Below are 16974 nucleotides of genomic sequence, written 5' to 3' on the forward strand. Positions count from 1 at the left end.
CCCCCGCGCACGCATGGTCGGGCTCTGGACGCTGCTCCACCGCGAGATCCTCCGGTACGTCCGCCGGCCGCGGAACACGTTCCTGCCGCCGATGATTACCAACGTCCTGTACTTCACCGTCTTCGGCGTCGTGCTGGGCGAGCGCATCAGCAGCGGCGACCCCGACGCCTTCGGCGGCGCGGGTTACATTCTGTTCATCCTGCCCGGCCTGGTCGTGTTAGGGACCATCTCCAACGCCTTCGAGAACGCCTCCTTCTCGATCTTCCACGGGCGGTGGAACGAATATATCCACGAGGTGCTGACCTCGCCGCTCTCGCATACGGAGATGGTGCTGGCGTACGTCGCGGCGTCGGCGCTGCGCGGCGTCGTCGTCGGCTGTATCATCTGGGGGGTCGGGATGATATTCACCCCCCGTCTCGGTCGCCAACCCGTTCTACCTCGTGGCGTTCATGCTCGTCATCCCGACGCTCTTTGCGGGCTTTGGCGTCATCGGCGGCCTCTGGGCAAGCGACTTCGACTACCTGACGGTGATGAACCAGTTCATCATCCGTCCGCTGGTCTTTTTCGGGGCCGTCTTCTACCCGCTCGACGCGCTCTCGGGTATCTGGCGGCAAGTCACCCTGCTGAACCCGATGGTCTACATGGTCAACGGCGTCCGCTACGGCGTCATCCCCCAGACCACCGACGTGGCGCCGAGCGTCTCGCTCGCGGTGCTCTCCGGCCTGACTGTCGCCGTCGTCGCCGTCGACATCGCGCTGGTCAAGCGCGGCTACGGCCTGGTGGACTGAGAACCGACCGAACGGACGTGCCGAATGCCGGAATGGGTCCGCTCCGGCGGGCGGGCAAACTATGACAGGTGCCCCACGAGCGGCGCTCGCGGTCCGGATACTCGTATGCGCCTCCGGACGGGGCGTGTGTGAGAATATGTCACGCGGGGTATTTACACTTGGCGGGCTTTCACGTGCCGGGGCGTGAAAAATAGCCCGTCTCAGACGTTGTCGGGCGCGTCGGGGTCGTCCTCGACGGCCCGCTTCAGGGAATCACGCCGGGCCTTCGCGTCGCGGCCGGTCGCCTCCTCGAGGAAGTCGTTTTTCGCCGCGACGGCGTCTTCGGCGGCGTCGACGTGCCCCTCGGCGATGACCTGCTCGGCGGGCTTCTCGTCGATGTGGAGTGCGAGTTTGTCCTTCTTGCTCCCGTAGCCGACGGTGCCGGCGACGACGCGATCGAACACGGGATTTTTCGGCTCGTCGACGACATAGAGGTCGTTCCCCTCGTAGTCCTCGGTGTCGGTGATCTCCCCGAAGTACTCCTCGACGAACGCCTCCATGTCCGGGACGCGGTCTTCGAGATGCTCGCCCCGACGCATTTTGTACTCTCGCATGGGCGTCGTTTTGCGAGCGCCCGTCTTACCCTTTGCGTTCACTCGCCGGCGGTGTGGACCAGTGCGCCCTTGTGACACTCCGGACAGAAGTCGCCCTCGCGGAGCGACGAGGACTCGACGGGGGTTGAGAACCCACACTCCTCGCAGTAGAACTGCCCATCCGGGACGGTCACGGCGCTCTTGGTGACCGGTTCGACCTCGGGCTCTTGGGCCGTCTCGTCGGTGTCGTCGCCGAGCACCGTCTCTGGCTTCCAGTCGTCCTCGTCGTCCCCCGGTTCCTCGGGCCACTCGCCCGGCGCGCGGTCGTCGCCGGCCGACTCCTCGTCGTCCCCGTCGATGATGACGCCGTCGTCTTCTTCGGGTTCGGTCTCGGCGGTCACGTCGCTCTCCGCGTCGGGCACGTCGACGCCCGTGGTCGGCGCGTCGAGTTCGGCGTCCCCGCTCGCGACGCCGTCGTCGCTGTCGTCCATGATCTCGGCGTCGTCGGCCGACGGGTCGACCGGGCCGACGCCCTCCTCGCCATCCCCTTCTTCGAAGACCGGCGTCACGGCGTCGCCGCTCTCCGCCGCGGTGTCTGTGTCGTCGTCCGCGTCGTCCGCCGCTGCCTGTGCTTCCACGACGTCACCGGCGATGTCGGCGGGCGTCTCTATCGACGTCACTTCCTTGTTCTCGGAGACGATCCGCGTGTTGCCACACCGCTCGCACGTCTCCTCCTCTCGGATGGTGATGACGACTTCGCTGCCCTGTTCCTCACGGTCGCGCTCGACGGTGGCCTCGCCGTACTTGTGCCCGAAGACGGAGCATTTGAGACCCATTGTCAGTTCTTCCCACCGTGACGTACTTAAACCCTGTCTGTCTGGGCGGTCGAACCCTCGCCCGGAGCGATTCAAATATTTGGGGACTTAATTAATGGCGCGGAAACTGAAATTTTATAACTGAAGGGGAGCCGACACTCGACCGATGCCCCGGTCGCTGACGGCGTGTGCGGTACTGATCCTGTGTGTCAGTGGCCTGTCGGTCAGTGTGGCGGCGACCACGAGCAACGCGCCGCCGCTGGCCGACGCGGGCCTCGACCAGACGGTCGGCCCCGACGCGACGGTCCACCTCGACGCCAACGGGTCGCGCGACCCCGACGGCGCCATCGCCAGCGTCGCCTGGACTATCGAGGCCCCCGACGGGACGACCACGCGCCCCGACTGCCCGACCTGCCGGCAGACCGAGTTCCAGCCCGCGACGACGGGCCGGTACGAGGTCACCCTGAACGTCACCGACGACGACGGCGCGACCCGTTCGGACACGCTCTTCGTCGACGTCCAGGCCGGCACCGACCCCGCGGTCACGCTCTCGGGCCCGACCACGGTGGTCCGGAACCGCTCGGCGACGCTCACGGCCGACGTCGACGCCGGCGACGCCACCCTCTCGTCGCTCGCCTGGGTCCTCGACGGCAGCGTCGTGCAACGCGATACCCTTGCCGGGGACAGCGCGACGGTCTCCCTCGAACGGACGTACACGGCCACCGACTCGGTCCCGGTGCGTACCGTCGTCTACGACAGCGCCGGTCGGCGTAACAGCACGACCCGCGAGGTCACCGTGTACATCCGCGGGAGCGACGGTGGCGACGGCAACAGCGAGGACTGTCACTTCTGGTCGAATAACTGCCTCAACGACGCCGTCCTCACCAACAGCGAGACCGGTACCGAGACTGTCATCAACGCCAACGGTGAGGCCGGCATCCAGGTGCTGACCGACGCCTACGGGCAGGTCGACGCGCGGGAGTACGTCGACGTGAGCAAGTACCGGACCTCGGGCGGGGAGAACGGGCCAGTACTCTACGAGGCAGAGATGATTGATACGGTGAACAAGGCAACGTTGGACAAGACGGAGAAACAAAACGAAAACTCAAATCAAGACCGTGACAGTGCTGATGAAAATAACAGCAGTAGCAACGCCGATGATGATGGGGAGGGAGGTAGCGATGGTGGATACACAGACAGCGGCGCAGAAGATGGGTATAATACGGGTGGTGCAGGCAACGCCGGGTCTCCATCTACCGGAAATTCCAGCGACTCCTCTCACTCTTGGAGTGGAAGCGCTGGTACCTCTTTTGGTGGGTTTTCCGGAGGTTCATACTTCTAAAATTATAGAAAAATGTTCGATGAGTGTAGATCATTTCTGAGCATCCTCGCGGTTGCCGTATTGTTGATGTCCAGTGCAGGTTGTGCAGGCTTTGGGGTGTCGGCGAACTCTGAGCCAGTTCCAGATAGAGAGAAGACAAACTCACCAACCGAAGCCACGACTACTACTGTTGTTTCGACCCCTAGTCCTCGGCGGGGAATCGATTTGGAGCAAATCAAAATCATTGACCAACCAGCGCGCGGCGAAATCGACCAGCAAGACCCGCAAGTCAACGACAACCACTTCGAACCCGTCACGCTTTCCGGGCAAAAAGGTACGACCGTGGTCGTGACGATGGAATCGGAATCTGGCGACCCGTACATGGAGTTCGTCGCACCTAACGGGACGGTCGTCGCATCTAACGAGGACTACTGGCAGCGCAACGACTCTGCCCGTGTGAACGTCACGCTCCCCGTGAATGGGGAGTATACTATTAGAGCAATGTCGACCGAGCCTGGCGAGACGTTTGAGTACTGGCTGACGGTTTCCGAGTGGGTCCATCCAAACGACCGGGGATGGTTTGCTGGTGAGATGCAGAAATGGAACGAAAGTGAGCGATATGCTGAGTTTACTGCCGATTACCAGGAACTCGCCAGTGATGATGCTGTGACAATCCGACCGACTCGCGGTATCGACGCGGTAAATCCAGTCCAGGACTACGCAGTGGTCACGTACCACTTGAGCAGTGACGACCCGAGCCCGCGTGAATTGATGGATATAGACACCTCGCTATTAATTTCGTACACTATCATGCTCGACGACTACCGAACTGAGTACGAGCAGGTCAACGAGTCGTGGGTCCCCGACCGAATTTACCATCGAGCGATGACGCCGAACGGGACGCTCTATCGGACGACCTACATCACCAAGGAGTGGGCCGACACGTACGATCTGGAGGACGAGATAACTGGCTACTGGTTCATGTACCTCTCGACCGAAATCGAGGGGCCGGCCTCGCCGTCGTACGTCGAGGGTGGCGAGAACTCCACCACGCGGCTGACCTATCCGGAGATGAATCGGAGCGAAGAGCGGGCGCCTCCCTGACCGGTCCCAGGCCGCCTGCGACGAGTGCACGCCGACCGCCCGAACGAGGGACAAAGCCAAGAGTCGTCCGAGTATAGTACCACGTATGAGAGCGAAGCGGGAGTACCGTGACCGGGACGATACCGAAGTTGCGGTGCTCGACGCCCTCGCGGACCGCCACCAGGAGGGGATGACGGTGTTCGAACTCCGGTCGCGCGCGGACGTCAGCATCGACCAGATCGAAGACGCGCTGGCCGCTCTCAAGGCGGACGACCTCATCGAGGTCGAGGACAACGGCGAGCGGACGGTCATCCTCCCGCACGAGGATGTGGTCGGGGCTGACCAGCCGGACGACGAGGAGTCACTGCTCGACCAGTTGCGCAGGCGACTCCCGCTGTGACCTTCCGGGGCGGGAGTGCGTCGCGACAGGTGGCTGAACTCGTCGCGACGTCGGTGGGTGCGGCGCCGCTGGCCCGACGCCGTCGCTGCGCGCCTCGCCGCCCCCCGTCTCCGGGTACCTCCGGATTCAGGCGTTCTCGAGCGGCGTCGCCGCGCAGTTGTTCGGGCCGAGTTCGAGTTCGAACGCCGCCGTCTCCTCGACGGTCTCCCGACCGAGGTTGACCGCGATGATGCGCTCGAAGTTGGCCGGCCTGGGCGGGATGTCGTCGGTGACGTAGTCGACGAACGCCTCGGTGTCCAGGTCGAACGCGGGCAGGCGGTCCCTGAGGTCGCCCAGCCGAGCGGTGTAGGTCCCGTCGGCGGCGGGCTCGGTCCGGTCGTCGTGGTGGCCCGGTGCGACCAGCGTGTCGTCGGGCAGCGTGGCGAGTCGCTCGGTGAGCGTCTCGTGGAGGTCCCTGGCCAGCGCCGGAGCACCCTCGTCGCCGGCCTCGAGGTCCGGGCGGGCGACGCTCTCGAGGAAGAGGCTGTCGCCGGCCAGCAATGCCTCGCCGACGCGGAACCCCGTCATCTCGGTGGTGTGGCCGGGGAGCGCGACGGCCGTGAGCGCCGTGTCCCCGACGGTCAGTTCCGTGCCGTCCTCCACCTCGGACACCGCGTAGGTGAGCCCTCGCTCGTTGGCGCGTGCGGGCAGCACCGGTTCGACGCCCTCGGTGGCGAGTCGCTGGAGGCCGCTGACGTGGTCGGCGTGGACGTGCGTATCGACGGCGTAGCGGAGCGTCGCGTCCCGGGCGGCGGCGTCGTCGACGTAGCGGTCGGCGAACGCCCGGAGCGGGTCGACGACGGCGGCCTCGCCGTCGCTGACTACGAGGTACCCCAGACACCCCGACGACGGCCGCTGGTACTGGACCACAGTAGCTTCCTCACAGGGGAGTTCGTGGGCCTCGTAGAGCCGCGCCCACCCCTCCATCCCGTCGTCTAAGTTCCGGGCCTCGACGCCGTGGTCGACCAGCAGCCCCGCGGCGAACGCGCTGGCTTCTCCCTCGGCACAGACCGTGACGATGGGACCTTCGCCGTCGAGGTCCGCCAGCAGCGCGTCGACGTCGCCGGTGACCTTCGCCTGGAGCACCTTCGTGAACGGGACCTGGCTGGACGTGACCGACTGGCCCTCGATGCGCCACTGTTCGTATTCTTCCCGGTCGCGGACGTCGAGTAAGCGGACCGGTTCCCCGGCGTCGAGCCGCCGTTTCAGCTCCGCGGCCGACAGCCCCTCCGGTTCGGCCGGCGGAGTCGGTGCGTTGGTGGGCATACCAGCGCTTGGTCTCGCGGGCGGATAAGTCGGACGGGGATTGAAATACGTCTCACCCCATCGTCCGGTATGGATCCTGCCGACACCATCGAGACAGTTCGCGAGACGACGGCCACGGAACTCGATCGCCTCGGGTCGGACAAGCTCCTCGTCGCCGTGACGGGCGACGCTGGAACCGGCCGCGGTCCGGGCGGCGGCGGCGACGCGCGAGCGCGGCCTCGCCCGGACGCTCGAACGGTGGGGCGTCGAGGCGTCCGATACGACCGTCGCCGATGTGTTCACGGATGCGGCGGCCGACGCCGTGGACCGCGCCGACCGGGTCGACGCCGACGCCGAGGACGACGACGCGCTGGTCGCACACCTCGAGACCGTCGCGGATTCGCCCGCCCGCGTGGGGGCTGGCCTCGTCGCGCCCGCGCTGGTCGCCGACCGGTTCTACCTCCAGGTGGTCAACTTCTTCCTGAACGAACCCGACAGGGCCAGCGCGGACCTGTTCCGCGAGATCCGTACGGCGGCCGCAGACCTCGAGCACGCTCGTGTCGCGCTCGAGTCGCTCTCGTCCGAGGAGCGCGAGCAGGCGGCGGCCGCCGCCGTCGACGCCATCGAGGCGGTCTACGCCGACTACGCCGAGACTCTCGAGGCGATGGGGCTCGACCCCAGACCGGTCTGTTGAGTACGGCGGCGCCGAACCGGTAGTGTTTACTGCAGCAGCAATCGGCTTTCTGGCTGTTTGCGGCTCCATTTGTTAACAAAACACCACCCCCGACCCCACACCAGTACTTACGTCCGTGTTTCGTGCACTGCGGTTGTGTCTTCAGAGGCAGGCGACCGGGTGCGGGTGGGAGTGCACTCACACCTCCGACGGGCGACGGCGGTGCTTGGCAAGAAGTGCATCCGTCGTCCTCTCGACGCTGTTGGCAGACGACAGGCGCGGCTTCAGCGACCGCAAGGGGGCCCTCGACGACGTCGCGGTCCAGTCGTAGTTCGGTCACCTTCGAGGGCAGCTCGGTCGCTCAGTTCTCGTCGTCGACGACCTCGAGGCCGCGGTTGTTCACCGCCGACGGGTCGAGGCCGACCTCCTCTAAGAACTGCTTGTACTCCCGCTCGCACTGCTCGGCGTCCTTCTGCCGGTCGCTCGCGCGGTCACACAGCGCCACGAGGTCCTCGGGGACATCGTTGGTGTAGACGATCCAGTGGTTGATGAGATCCGACAGACGACGGATGGGCGAGGTGAAGTGGCCGTATATCTCGAAGTTCAGCGCGTGGTGGCCGCCGAAGGGATCGTTCATGTACTTCGCGCGCGGCATGACCTTCATCACGGCCCACTGTATCTTGCTCAGCTGGCGCTTGGGGGCCTGCTCGAGCGTGGCGTTGACGGCCTTCCGGGGGTCGTCCCACGACGACCCGGGGATGGAGACGCCGTCGAGGTCCTGAATCTCGACGAGCGCCTCGTCCCACTCTTCGGGGCTGGGCTGGGGGTGAACGCGGTACATCGCCTCGACCCCGCGGTCCCACATCAGCTCGTGAGTGACGGCCTTGTTCGCCTTCAGCATGCACTCCTCGATGATGGTGTGGGCGCGGTCGCGGGCCGGATTGAGGACGAGCGACCCGTCCTCCTTGCGCTGCTCGTGCATCCGGTCGGCGAGCTCCCAGACGAGTTCGGTCTTCTCGGCGAGGTCGACGCTCTGGTCTTCGAGCAGGTCGTCGGCGCTGTCGGGGTCGTCCAGCAGGCGCTCGGCCTGGGTGTAGGTCAGGCGGGCGTCGCTCTCGATGACGGACTTGTAGATGTCTATCTCCTCGTAACTCAGCGTCTCCTTGTCGAGGTGCATCTCGACGGTGTGGGCCAGGCGGTCCTCGTTGGGGACCAGCGAACAGACCGTCTCGGCCAGCACCGGCGGCAGCATGTGGATGGTGTAGGCCGGGAGGTACACCGTGTTCCCGCGCTCGACGGCCTCGGCCCACATCGCCGATTCGGGGTGGACGTAGTGGGTCACGTCGGCGATGTGGACCCAGAGGACGTACTCGTCGTCCCGTTCCTCGACGGAGATGGCGTCGTCGAAGTCCTGGGCGTCGACGGGGTCGGTCGTCCAGGTGGTCATCGTCCGGAGGTCCTCACGGTCGTCGAGCTCGTCGTGTATCTCCTGCTGGACGTCCTCGGTCCGGGCCTCGGCCTCCTCGAGCACCTCCGGCGGGAACTCGTCGCGGATGCCGAACTTCTCGAACAGCTCCTCGCGCTTGTTGGCCAGGTGGCGGGCCATCTCCTCGTCGATCTCGACGGGGCCCTGCCCCTCCGCGGTTCCGGCCGCCGCCTGCGCGTCCTCGGTAGTCATGGGGCGGCCTACGACCAGGGTGTAGTTAGGACTGTCGGGCCGGACACGGCGTCACTCGCGGTGGCGCTCGGACAGCTCCCGGAACCGCTCGAGGAACGTCTCCCGGTCGGCCTCCCCGGCACCGGCCTCGTCGAGGGTTCGCTCTAGCCCACGCCGGGGCTGGCGACAGAGGTCGCCGAAACACGCCTTGCAGACGTACTCGAACTCCTTGTCCGTCCGGTCCCACCGGTCCCCGTACTTGTCGTACTCGCGGGCGTCGGACCGCGACACGGTCTCCCCGCAGGCGATGCAGGTCACCGTCTCCCGGCGGGCCCGGGACCCGAACATATCCGCTACTAACAGCGGGTGGATTATATCGTTTTGGACCCGTCGGACCCCTCGCCTGATACCAGTTCTGGTGAGTAGCTGGGGAGGGACGCCTTCCCGACGTCACGACTCGCTCGTCGGATCCCGTCATCGGCGCCCCCGGTCGTCGTAAGACTGAGTGCCAGAACGCGCCGGCGAGCCCGCCGTGACTTCCCAACAGTTATTGCCCGTTTAGCCGTCCCCCAAACCGATAACAGTGACCGTTCTGGGCTACGTGGTTCTGTACGCTGTTTCTGCGCTCGCCTGTCTGGCCAGCATTCCACGTGCCCGGTCCATCGAGCATCCGGGCACTCGACGGGGACTCGTCGCACTCCTCGGGTCGGTCGCGGTCTGGTCGGTCGGCTACGTCGGGTACCTGCTCGTGCCGGGTGAAACAGCCAAAGTCGCGTCGTACATCGTCGGCTTCGTCTTCGCGTTCGTCGCCGTCGGTGCCTGGCTCTACTTCTGTGCGGCCTACACGGGTCGGCCCCGAGCGAGGCCCCGTATCGGAAGGCCGCGACCGGTGTCTTTCTCTTCCTGATCGCACTCAAGTTTACGAACCCGCTCCACCGTCTCTACTTTACCACCGAGTGGACGACCGACCCGTTCGCGCACCTCGCGATACGGCCCCAGCTTCTCTACTGGGTCGTGCTCGGCGTGTCGTACGCGCTCCTGGCGGTCGGTTTCTTCATGCTTCTCGAGCGGTTCTATCAAACTGGCACCGATAGTCGACCGCTCGTGATCCTCGTCTGTCTGACGGCCCTGCCTGCGATAGCGACGGTCCTCGGCGGACAGCTCGACGGGCTCCTCCCGCTGATGTACGAGCCCCCGGGCGTCGCTCTGTTCGCAGTGGGGACTCTGTTCGTCTACGTCCGCCGGTTCGAGGCGATCAGGTTGACCGGCGGGACCGACGAGCCCGCGATTTTCCTCGACATCGATGGCCGGATCCGTGACTACAATCGGGCGGCACGCCGAATCCTCCCGGACCTACAGGGATCGATCGGGTCGCCAGTCGAGTCCGTGAGCGCCGCGTTTGCGGACCAGGTCTCCGAGCGCGGGATTCTCACGGTACCGGAGGGCGACGAGACCCTGTACTACAAGGTGTCGGCTGCTCCCTTCGTGGCAGGTGAAGTCCAGACCGGGCAGCTGGTGACGCTCACGGACGTCACTGCCCAGGAATCGTACCGGCAGCGACTCGAGGAGAAGACGGAACAGCTCGAAGCGCTGAACCGCGTGATCCGTCACGACATCCGGAACGACATGACCGTCATTCTCGGGTGGAGTGAACAGCTGCAGGCGCACGTCGACGACGAGGGGGCGGCCGCGCTCGACCGCGTGTTGCGGCGGTCCCGTCACGTCATCGAACTCACCGACATCGCGCGCGAGTTCATCGAATCGCTCTCGGACGAGCAGATGACCGAGCTGGAACCGATCGCGCTGGCTGCGATACTCGAATCCGAGCTCGCGACGGCGCGTGATTCCCATCCCCACGCGACCTTTCGCGTGTCGGGCGACCTCCCGGAGGTGTCGGTCCGGGCAAACGAGATGCTGTCATCCGTCTTCAGAAACCTGTTCGAGAACGCAGTCCAACACAACGACGCGGCGAACCCGGAGGTCACCGTCACCTGCAACGAGACAGTCGACGTCGTTCGCGTTCGGGTCGCGGACAACGGACCGGGTGTCCCCGACGAACAGAAAGAGCAGGTCTTCGGAAAGGGCGAGAAAGGCCTCGACAGCCCAGGGACCGGTATCGGCCTCTATCTCGTCCACACCCTGACCGAGCAGTTCGACGGTGACGTGTGGATCGAAGACAACGACCCCGAGGGTGCAGTCTTCGTCGTCGAATTCTTGACAGCGGAGTGATCGAGGCCCAACATCCTGCTGGCAATGCCCTCCGTCGTCGCGGCGATGGGCCCTCGCTTCGCTGGTGTTTCCACGGGGCCGTCGGGTCCCGCCTCGGGGATCGCCCGCTTCCGGCGACCGCCGGCGCCGAACGGGACCGATCCCTGCACTCGACGGCCGTCCCGGAACCGGGTCGGCGGACCGGTGCCTAACACGGTTGGGTACACAGGTTAAAGTTGTGGAGCCCATATTTCAGGTGAATGACGCGTAACCCTGGAGACGAGTGGCCCCACGCGAACGCGCCCGACGACTGCCGGGTCGCCCGCCGCCCGACAGCACCGGGACGCTCGAGGAATCTGACTCAGATGCGACTCGCATCATCTCCGACCGACATGCCGCCCAAATCCAATGCAATCTGACAATATCACCAAGAGTAAATCGATCCAGCGACAGACCGGTCGGACGTTCCACCTCGCGACGCGGCTCCTGCCAAAGCGCATCCGGCACCCGACGTACGTGATGTACGCCTTCTTCCGCGTCGCCGACGAGATCGTCGACCAGCCGGACGGCCCGCCGCCGGCGGTCCAGCACGACCGACTCGAGGAGTTCCGCGAGATGGCGCTGGGGAACCGCGAACCGGAGGACTCCGAGGCGGGGGCTGTCCTGGCTGCCTTCCAGGAACTGGCGGCCGAACACGACATCGACGACGACGAGATTAACGTCTTCATCGACGCCATGGAGATGGACATCGCCCAGGCCCGCTACGAGACCTTCGAGGACCTCCAGGAGTACATGCGCGGGTCGGCGGTGGCCGTCGGCAACATGATGACCACGGTGATGGGGCCCGACCAGGGGGCGGAGGCGCGCCCGCACGCGGCGGCGCTGGCCGAGGCGTTCCAGCTCTCGAACTTCCTGCGGGACGTCCGGGAGGACATCCACGAGTACGGGCGGGTCTACCTTCCCCAGGAGACGCTCGAGCGTCACGGCGTGACCGAAGACCAGCTGGCGGAGGGCCGGGTCGACGAGGCGTTCCGGGCGGTCATGCAGGAGGAGATCGCCCGGACCGACGACCTCTACCGCGAGGGCGTGGCCGGCATCCGCTATCTCCCGGCGGACTGCCAGTTCGGTGTCCTGCTCGCGGCAGTGCTGTACGCCGAACACCACCGGCTCATCAGGTCGCGGGGGTACGACGTCCTGACTGAGACGCCCGAGCTGACTCGCCGGCGTCGCCTCTGGTTGCTCGTCCGGACCTGGTGGCACTGGCGGCGCAACGGCGACCCGGAGGCGACTTTTTACGCCGTCAGCGCCGTCTCCGAACGCCGCCCGAGCACCGCTTCGACGGAAGTCGCCAGCCACGGCCAGCCCGCCTGGCGCGGCTGATCCGCGCCAGGGTGATGCCGTATCCACTGACGTACCTCCAGTTTCACGCGGTCTTTATCCTGCCCGTGCTGGTCGGGCTGGTGGTGGCCGCCCGATACCGGCTCGCCAGCCGCCGCGTCGTCCTGACCGGGACGCTCGTGCTCGCCGGTCTGGCCGCCGTCTACACCACGCCGTGGGACCGCTACCTCATCCTGCGTGGCGCCTGGTGGTACGGCGAGGGCCGCGTCGCGCTCCGAGTGGCCGACATCCCGCTCGGGGAGTACCTCTTTTTCGTCCTCCAGCCGGTCGTTGTCGGACTGTGGGTCGGGCGTTTCCCCGTCGACACCTCCCGGTCGCTCGCGCTGCCGGTCCGGACGCGCCTGGTGGGCCTGGGGGTGGCCGCCTTCGTCGGCCTGGCAGGGGTCGCGCTGCTGGGCCACCCCGGGGGGCTGTATCTGGGTCTCCTGCTCGCCTGGGGGGCACCGATTCTGGCCATCCAGTGGGCGTTCGGGTGGCCGTTCCTCGTCGCCCACTGGCGGACCGTCGCCGTCGGGACGCTCGTCCCGATGGCGTACCTCTGGGTGGTCGACGCCATCGCCCTCGCGCTGGGCATCTGGGTCATCTCGAAGGAACACACGCTCGGCCTCGACGTGCCACTGCTGGGACTGCCCATCGAGGAGGCGACATTCTTCCTGCTGACCTCCCTCTTTGTCGTCCAGGGCGTCGTGCTCTACGCCTGGGTGGTCGATAGATGGCAGTGACGGACCGGTCGCTCGTCGCTCGACCCGCTCGCGAGACGCTTCGCCGCGTCGTCTTCGTCCCCTCGTGGGTAGCCACACTCCTGCTTTCGGCACTCTTCCTGGCCGGCGCGTCGCTCTCGCCGGCGCTGCAGTACGTCCCGCTGGTGCTCAGCGTCGTCGTCTTCGGGCTCCCACACGGGGCCGTGGACCACCTCGCGGTCGCGCGCACCCGCGGGGCGCGCCCCGACGTGCGTGCCGTCGTCCGCGTGGTCGGCCTCTACGTCGTTCTGGGCGGGGCCTACGCGGGCCTGTGGTTCCTCGCGCCGGCGACTGCCTTCGTCCTCTTCATCGCGCTCACCTGGTTCCACTGGGGACAGGGGGACCTCTTCTCACTGGTCGCACTCGTGGACGCCGACCACGTCCGATCGACCGGCCAGCGCGTCGCCACCGTCGTCGTCCGGGGCGGCCTCCCGATGCTCGTCCCGTTGCTCGCCTTCCCGGCCTGGTACCGCCGGGTCGCCACCGACCTGGTCGACCTGTTCGCGCCCGGTGCGACGGCGGCGCTGGCCGTGGTCTTCCGGCCCGACGTCCGCGCGGGGCTGGCCGTCGCCTACGCGACGGTCCTCGTCGCGACGCTGGCCGTGGGATACGCCCGCGCGACGGACCGGACCCCCTGGCTGGTCGACGCCGGCGAGACGCTGGGCCTGGTCGTGTACTTCGCGCTGGTTCCGCCGGTGCTGGCCATCGGCGTCTACTTCTGTCTCTGGCACTCGCTGCGTCACGTCGCCCGCCTGCTGGCGGTCGACGACCGCGCGGCGACCGCACTCCGCAACCGACACCCCGCGCGTGCACTCGGGCGGTTCGCCCGTGACGCGGCTCCGCTCACGGTGGCGTCGCTCGCGTTGCTCACCGGCCTCGCCGTCCTCGTCCCGGATCCCCACAGACGGTCCCGGAGTGGGTCGCGCTCTATCTCGTGTTCATCGCTGTGGTGACGCTCCCCCACGTCGTCGTCGTCACGCTGATGGACCTCGAACAGGACATCTGGTCGGCGGCGGCCTGAGTCGGCCGCCGCTCGTGGGACTCGCACCTTCGTCGAACGATTCGAAATCCGATACACAGGGATACAAGTACAGGCGCAGATGGGGAAAATGAGAGTAGGTGATTTAAATATACTGCTATATTCTATCTCTCAGACTTCAAAATCAGTTATCGGAGAAGATAGGTGTATTTTGGGAATGAAATACTAATATACAATCTCAAAAAGAGAGATTATGTGAGTAATCTGGAGAAGTCTACAAAAATAATGGGTGTACCTCTGTTATTTTCACGGTCCCGTGAGCTCGACCTCTATCGACTTCGCCGTACTGAATACCTGGCCGGGGATGTCCTCCTCGAGATACCGGCCGTGCAGCCTGTCCACGGGCCCGCAGACGCCCAGCGCGGCCACGCGGTCGTCCTCGGTGGTCGTCACCGGCGCGGCGACGCCGACGATGCCCTCGTACTGTTCTCCTCTGCAGAACGCAAACCCCTCGTCGCGGACGCCCCAAAGCGCCTCTTTCAGCGCGTCGGGATCGGTGATCGTGGCGCTCGTCGGCGCGACGAGGTCCGTGTCGGCCACGATCGCATCGAGGCGTTCCTCCGAGAGCGCCGAGAGCATGGCCTTTCCGGGGGCGTTTACGTGCAGGGGGAGGCGTTCGCCCACGACGTAGCGCGGTGCCCATCCGTCCGGAGACTCGGCGATGTAGACGGGTACACCGACGGTTTCTTGCAGGACGAACAGCACCGCGGTCTCTCCGGCGGCCGACGCGAGATTGTCCAGATACCGCTTGGCCGCCGTGTAGATGGGTAACCGCTGGAGTGCCTTCGCTCCGAGGTAAAGCGAGCACAGCGCCGGTTCGTAGCGAGTTCCCCGCTTGCAGACGTAGTTCCGGGCCCGTAGCGTCGAGAGGTGGTTGTGGACCACGCTCTTCGAGACGTTCAGACTGTCTGCGAGCGCGGTCACCCCCATTGGCTCGTCCGACTCGACGAGTGTCTCGAGGAGGTCGAGCGAGGTCTCCGTCGCGTCGATGGTGTAGTCCTGGTCGGATGACATGCTGTCAGCCAGTACAGAGCGACGACGTATAACTTTGTTCGTTAGAAAAGAACACGAGGTGTATGGTAACAGATGACATAGGGTTGTATATAATGATAAATAACCACTATTGCCTTTCTACCGGCCCGGAAATGGTACGAAGCATATCCTTTCTGCTCTGCAGAACACCGCTCGTGCCGTGTCGCGCCCGCCACGCTCTCCCCCAAAGCGGACCGCCGTACGCGAGGCTCACGACGCCGTCACGCGCAGATGCGGTGGCCGGACCGGCCCCGGCCTCAGGTCCGGCTCGGGTCGACGACTTTCTTCAATCCCTCCGCGTCGTCCATGCGCTCGAACGCGCGCGGAATGTCGTCGAGGCCGATGTGCTCGGTAATGACGCTGTCGGCGTCGATGCGCCCCGTCCGGAGCATGGTGATGGCTCGCTGGAAGTCCGCCGTGTTGAGCGCGAACGAGCCACGGTAGTCGATCTCGTGGTAGAAGATGTCGAAGGGGCTGACCTCCAGCGTCGCGTCCTGGGCGGGCACGCCGAAGATGAGCGTGGTCCCGCCGTTGGCTGTGACGGCGTTGGCCTGTTCGATGGTCGGCACGAGACCGATGGCCTCGGCGCCTACGTCGACCTTCCCGCCGGCAGCCTCGGGAATCGCCGTCTCCGGGTCGGCCTCGTTCGGGTCGATGACCGCGTCCGCGCCCAGCTCTCTCGCGACCTCCCGCCGCTCGGGGTCCAGTTCCGAGACGACGATGGGACCGGCGCCCGCGTTGCGGAACGACTGCAGGAGGAGGAGACCGATGGGGCCCGCGCCGATGATGGCGACGCTGTCGCCCGGGGTGATGTCGGCCACCTCGACGCCGTGGACACAGCAGGCCAGGGGTTCGGCCAGGGCGGCCCGGTCGAAGGGCATGTCGCCGATGTTCTCGACGCACATCTCGGGGACCCTGACGTACTCGGCGAAGGCGCCGTCGCGGACCGTGTCGGCGGCGCCACCGATGCTCGTGCTGCTCTCACAGAGGTGCGTGTCGCCCTCCTTACAGTACGAACACACGGTACACGGGACAGTCGGGTTGACCGCGACGCGGTCGCCGACCGCGGCGGTGTCGACGTCGGCACCGACCTCGACGACGGTACCGGCGCTCTCGTGCCCCGGGACCATCGGCTTGTCCACCGGGAAGGTACCGTGATACATGTGGAAGTCGGTCATACAGACGCTACAGGCACCGACCTCGACGAGTACCTCGTCGGGTTCGGGCGTGGGTCGCTCCCGTTCCTGGATCTCGATTTCACCGACCTCCGTCAGGGCGGCGACGCGCATCAGTTCCCGCCCTCCCGGGCGCGCGTGGGTGTCCGTGACGCGAGTGAACGATACTGGGAGTGCTTGGGTAGGTTTCGTGTCATAGTCTTTGGCTGCTGGTGGGCCGTCTGCAGGCGGTCGGGGGCCGTACCGTGGCCGATTCCTGCGGTCGCCACGCGTGTAGCGATCGGCTTTCTCGTCCCGGATATGGTGTGAGGCTCTATTAAAAACTTTCCACCGGCGGAGGGGCGGTGGTTACTCAGACGGTATTCGGGTTGTAGAGACAGAAAGCTCCGGCTGTCAGCGGGCGCGAAGCGTCCGATTGCCCGCGAGACCTTCGGTCTCGCTCTGCTGGCTGAACTCAAGGGTGGTTCGAAAGACGCTTTGCGTCTTTCGTCATCACGGAAGACCTCCGGTCTTCCGAACGAACTCGCTGCGCGCTTCACTCACTGCGTTCGCTCCAGTGCTTGCGTCGTCCACCGTCGTTCAGCTGGCCGCCCCTTTCAGTCCCACCCATGCCGGCTGCCCATCCGGCCCTGGGTGGGGCTGTCTGGCTCTCTGAACCGATTGCGGCTAAAGTAAGCACCGGTGGCGTGGGGCAGTGGTTCGTCTGGCTCGGTGAGCCGAATGCTGCTGAGGAACCACTGTCGCGGAGGGGAAGGGAGTAGCTTTATTATCTATGAACAATGTGCTTAG

Annotated in this window: 15 protein-coding genes and 2 pseudogenes; 10 read left to right on the top strand and 7 right to left on the bottom strand. The window is 65.8% G+C overall.

The window, feature by feature from the left end; translation table 11 throughout:
* Nucleotides 1–13 precede the first annotated feature (13 nt).
* Nucleotides 14–788, top strand: a pseudogene (locus P1N55_RS15910) (ABC transporter permease).
* A gap of 200 nt (nucleotides 789–988) precedes the next feature.
* On the opposite strand, the gene P1N55_RS15915 reads toward P1N55_RS15910, so the two are convergent.
* Together P1N55_RS15915 and P1N55_RS15920 are read right to left on the bottom strand one after the other, a co-directional pair.
* Nucleotides 989–1381, bottom strand: coding sequence for a DUF5611 family protein (locus P1N55_RS15915; RefSeq protein ID WP_276276493.1), 393 nt, complete (start codon nucleotides 1379–1381; stop codon nucleotides 989–991).
* 38 nt (nucleotides 1382–1419) lie between these two features.
* On the bottom strand, nucleotides 1420–2196 hold the full coding sequence (locus P1N55_RS15920) for a DUF7093 family protein (protein ID WP_276276494.1): 777 nt from the start codon (nucleotides 2194–2196) through the stop codon (nucleotides 1420–1422).
* Nucleotides 2197–2341: 145 nt separating this feature from the next.
* Between P1N55_RS15920 and P1N55_RS15925 the strand changes: the two genes are divergently transcribed.
* From P1N55_RS15925 to P1N55_RS15935, 3 genes are all read left to right on the top strand, one after another.
* Entirely contained in the window at nucleotides 2342–3517 is a 1176-nt protein-coding gene (locus P1N55_RS15925; RefSeq protein ID WP_276276495.1) for a PKD domain-containing protein, read from the top strand.
* 204 nt (nucleotides 3518–3721) lie between these two features.
* Nucleotides 3722–4600: a PPC domain-containing protein gene (locus tag P1N55_RS15930; protein ID WP_276276496.1), complete on the top strand. Its 879-nt coding sequence runs from the start codon at nucleotides 3722–3724 to the stop codon at nucleotides 4598–4600.
* Nucleotides 4601–4685: 85 nt separating this feature from the next.
* Nucleotides 4686–4979 (top strand): DUF6432 family protein, encoded by a 294-nt coding sequence (locus P1N55_RS15935; RefSeq protein WP_276276497.1) that lies wholly within the window; start codon nucleotides 4686–4688, stop codon nucleotides 4977–4979.
* Between the two features lie 126 nt (nucleotides 4980–5105).
* Here the strand turns inward: P1N55_RS15935 and P1N55_RS15940 are convergent, their stop codons facing one another.
* Entirely contained in the window at nucleotides 5106–6284 is a 1179-nt protein-coding gene (locus P1N55_RS15940) for an MBL fold metallo-hydrolase (RefSeq protein WP_276276498.1), read from the bottom strand.
* Nucleotides 6285–6558: 274 nt separating this feature from the next.
* Here P1N55_RS15940 and P1N55_RS15945 point away from each other — a divergent pair, with 274 nt between their 5' ends.
* Nucleotides 6559–6957 carry a hypothetical protein gene (locus P1N55_RS15945; protein WP_276276499.1) on the top strand — a complete coding sequence of 133 codons (399 nt, stop codon included), beginning with the start codon at nucleotides 6559–6561 and terminating at the stop codon, nucleotides 6955–6957.
* A gap of 340 nt (nucleotides 6958–7297) precedes the next feature.
* On the opposite strand, the gene P1N55_RS15950 is transcribed toward P1N55_RS15945, so the two are convergent.
* Together P1N55_RS15950 and P1N55_RS15955 are read right to left on the bottom strand one after the other, a co-directional pair.
* Nucleotides 7298–8614: an RNB domain-containing ribonuclease gene (locus tag P1N55_RS15950; RefSeq protein ID WP_276276500.1), complete on the bottom strand. Its 1317-nt coding sequence runs from the start codon at nucleotides 8612–8614 to the stop codon at nucleotides 7298–7300.
* A gap of 51 nt (nucleotides 8615–8665) precedes the next feature.
* Nucleotides 8666–8941, bottom strand: a complete 276-nt coding sequence (locus P1N55_RS15955) for a DUF7562 family protein (protein WP_276276501.1) — start codon at nucleotides 8939–8941, stop codon at nucleotides 8666–8668.
* A gap of 235 nt (nucleotides 8942–9176) precedes the next feature.
* Here P1N55_RS15955 and P1N55_RS15960 point away from each other — a divergent pair, with 235 nt between their 5' ends.
* The 5 genes and pseudogenes from P1N55_RS15960 (at nucleotide 9177) to P1N55_RS15980 (ending at nucleotide 13960) form a co-directional block, all read left to right on the top strand.
* Complete coding sequence (locus P1N55_RS15960; RefSeq protein WP_276276502.1) at nucleotides 9177–9500, top strand: histidine kinase N-terminal 7TM domain-containing protein; 324 nt, start codon at nucleotides 9177–9179, stop codon at nucleotides 9498–9500.
* Nucleotides 9500–10822: a sensor histidine kinase gene (locus tag P1N55_RS15965; protein WP_276278747.1), complete on the top strand. Its 1323-nt coding sequence runs from the start codon at nucleotides 9500–9502 to the stop codon at nucleotides 10820–10822. Before P1N55_RS15960 ends, P1N55_RS15965 begins: the two co-directional genes overlap by 1 nt.
* Before the next feature lie 387 nt (nucleotides 10823–11209).
* Nucleotides 11210–12181 (top strand): phytoene/squalene synthase family protein, encoded by a 972-nt coding sequence (locus P1N55_RS15970; RefSeq protein ID WP_276276503.1) that lies wholly within the window; start codon nucleotides 11210–11212, stop codon nucleotides 12179–12181.
* A gap of 14 nt (nucleotides 12182–12195) precedes the next feature.
* On the top strand, nucleotides 12196–12921 hold the full coding sequence (locus P1N55_RS15975; protein ID WP_276276504.1) for a lycopene cyclase domain-containing protein: 726 nt from the start codon (nucleotides 12196–12198) through the stop codon (nucleotides 12919–12921).
* A pseudogene (locus P1N55_RS15980) lies at nucleotides 12912–13960 on the top strand (Brp/Blh family beta-carotene 15,15'-dioxygenase). The gene P1N55_RS15975 and the pseudogene P1N55_RS15980 overlap by 10 nt, the downstream one beginning before the upstream one ends.
* Before the next feature lie 264 nt (nucleotides 13961–14224).
* Here the strand turns inward: P1N55_RS15980 and P1N55_RS15985 are convergent.
* Nucleotides 14225–14992, bottom strand: coding sequence for an IclR family transcriptional regulator (locus P1N55_RS15985; protein WP_276276505.1), 768 nt, complete (start codon nucleotides 14990–14992; stop codon nucleotides 14225–14227).
* Between the two features lie 275 nt (nucleotides 14993–15267).
* Nucleotides 15268–16299, bottom strand: a complete 1032-nt coding sequence (locus tag P1N55_RS15990) for an alcohol dehydrogenase catalytic domain-containing protein (protein ID WP_276276506.1) — start codon at nucleotides 16297–16299, stop codon at nucleotides 15268–15270.
* Nucleotides 16300–16974: the final 675 nt, after the last annotated feature.

Origin of the sequence: Haloarcula regularis (genome assembly GCF_029338315.1) — an archaeon.
Taxonomy (GTDB): Archaea; Halobacteriota; Halobacteria; order Halobacteriales; family Haloarculaceae; genus Haloarcula; species Haloarcula regularis.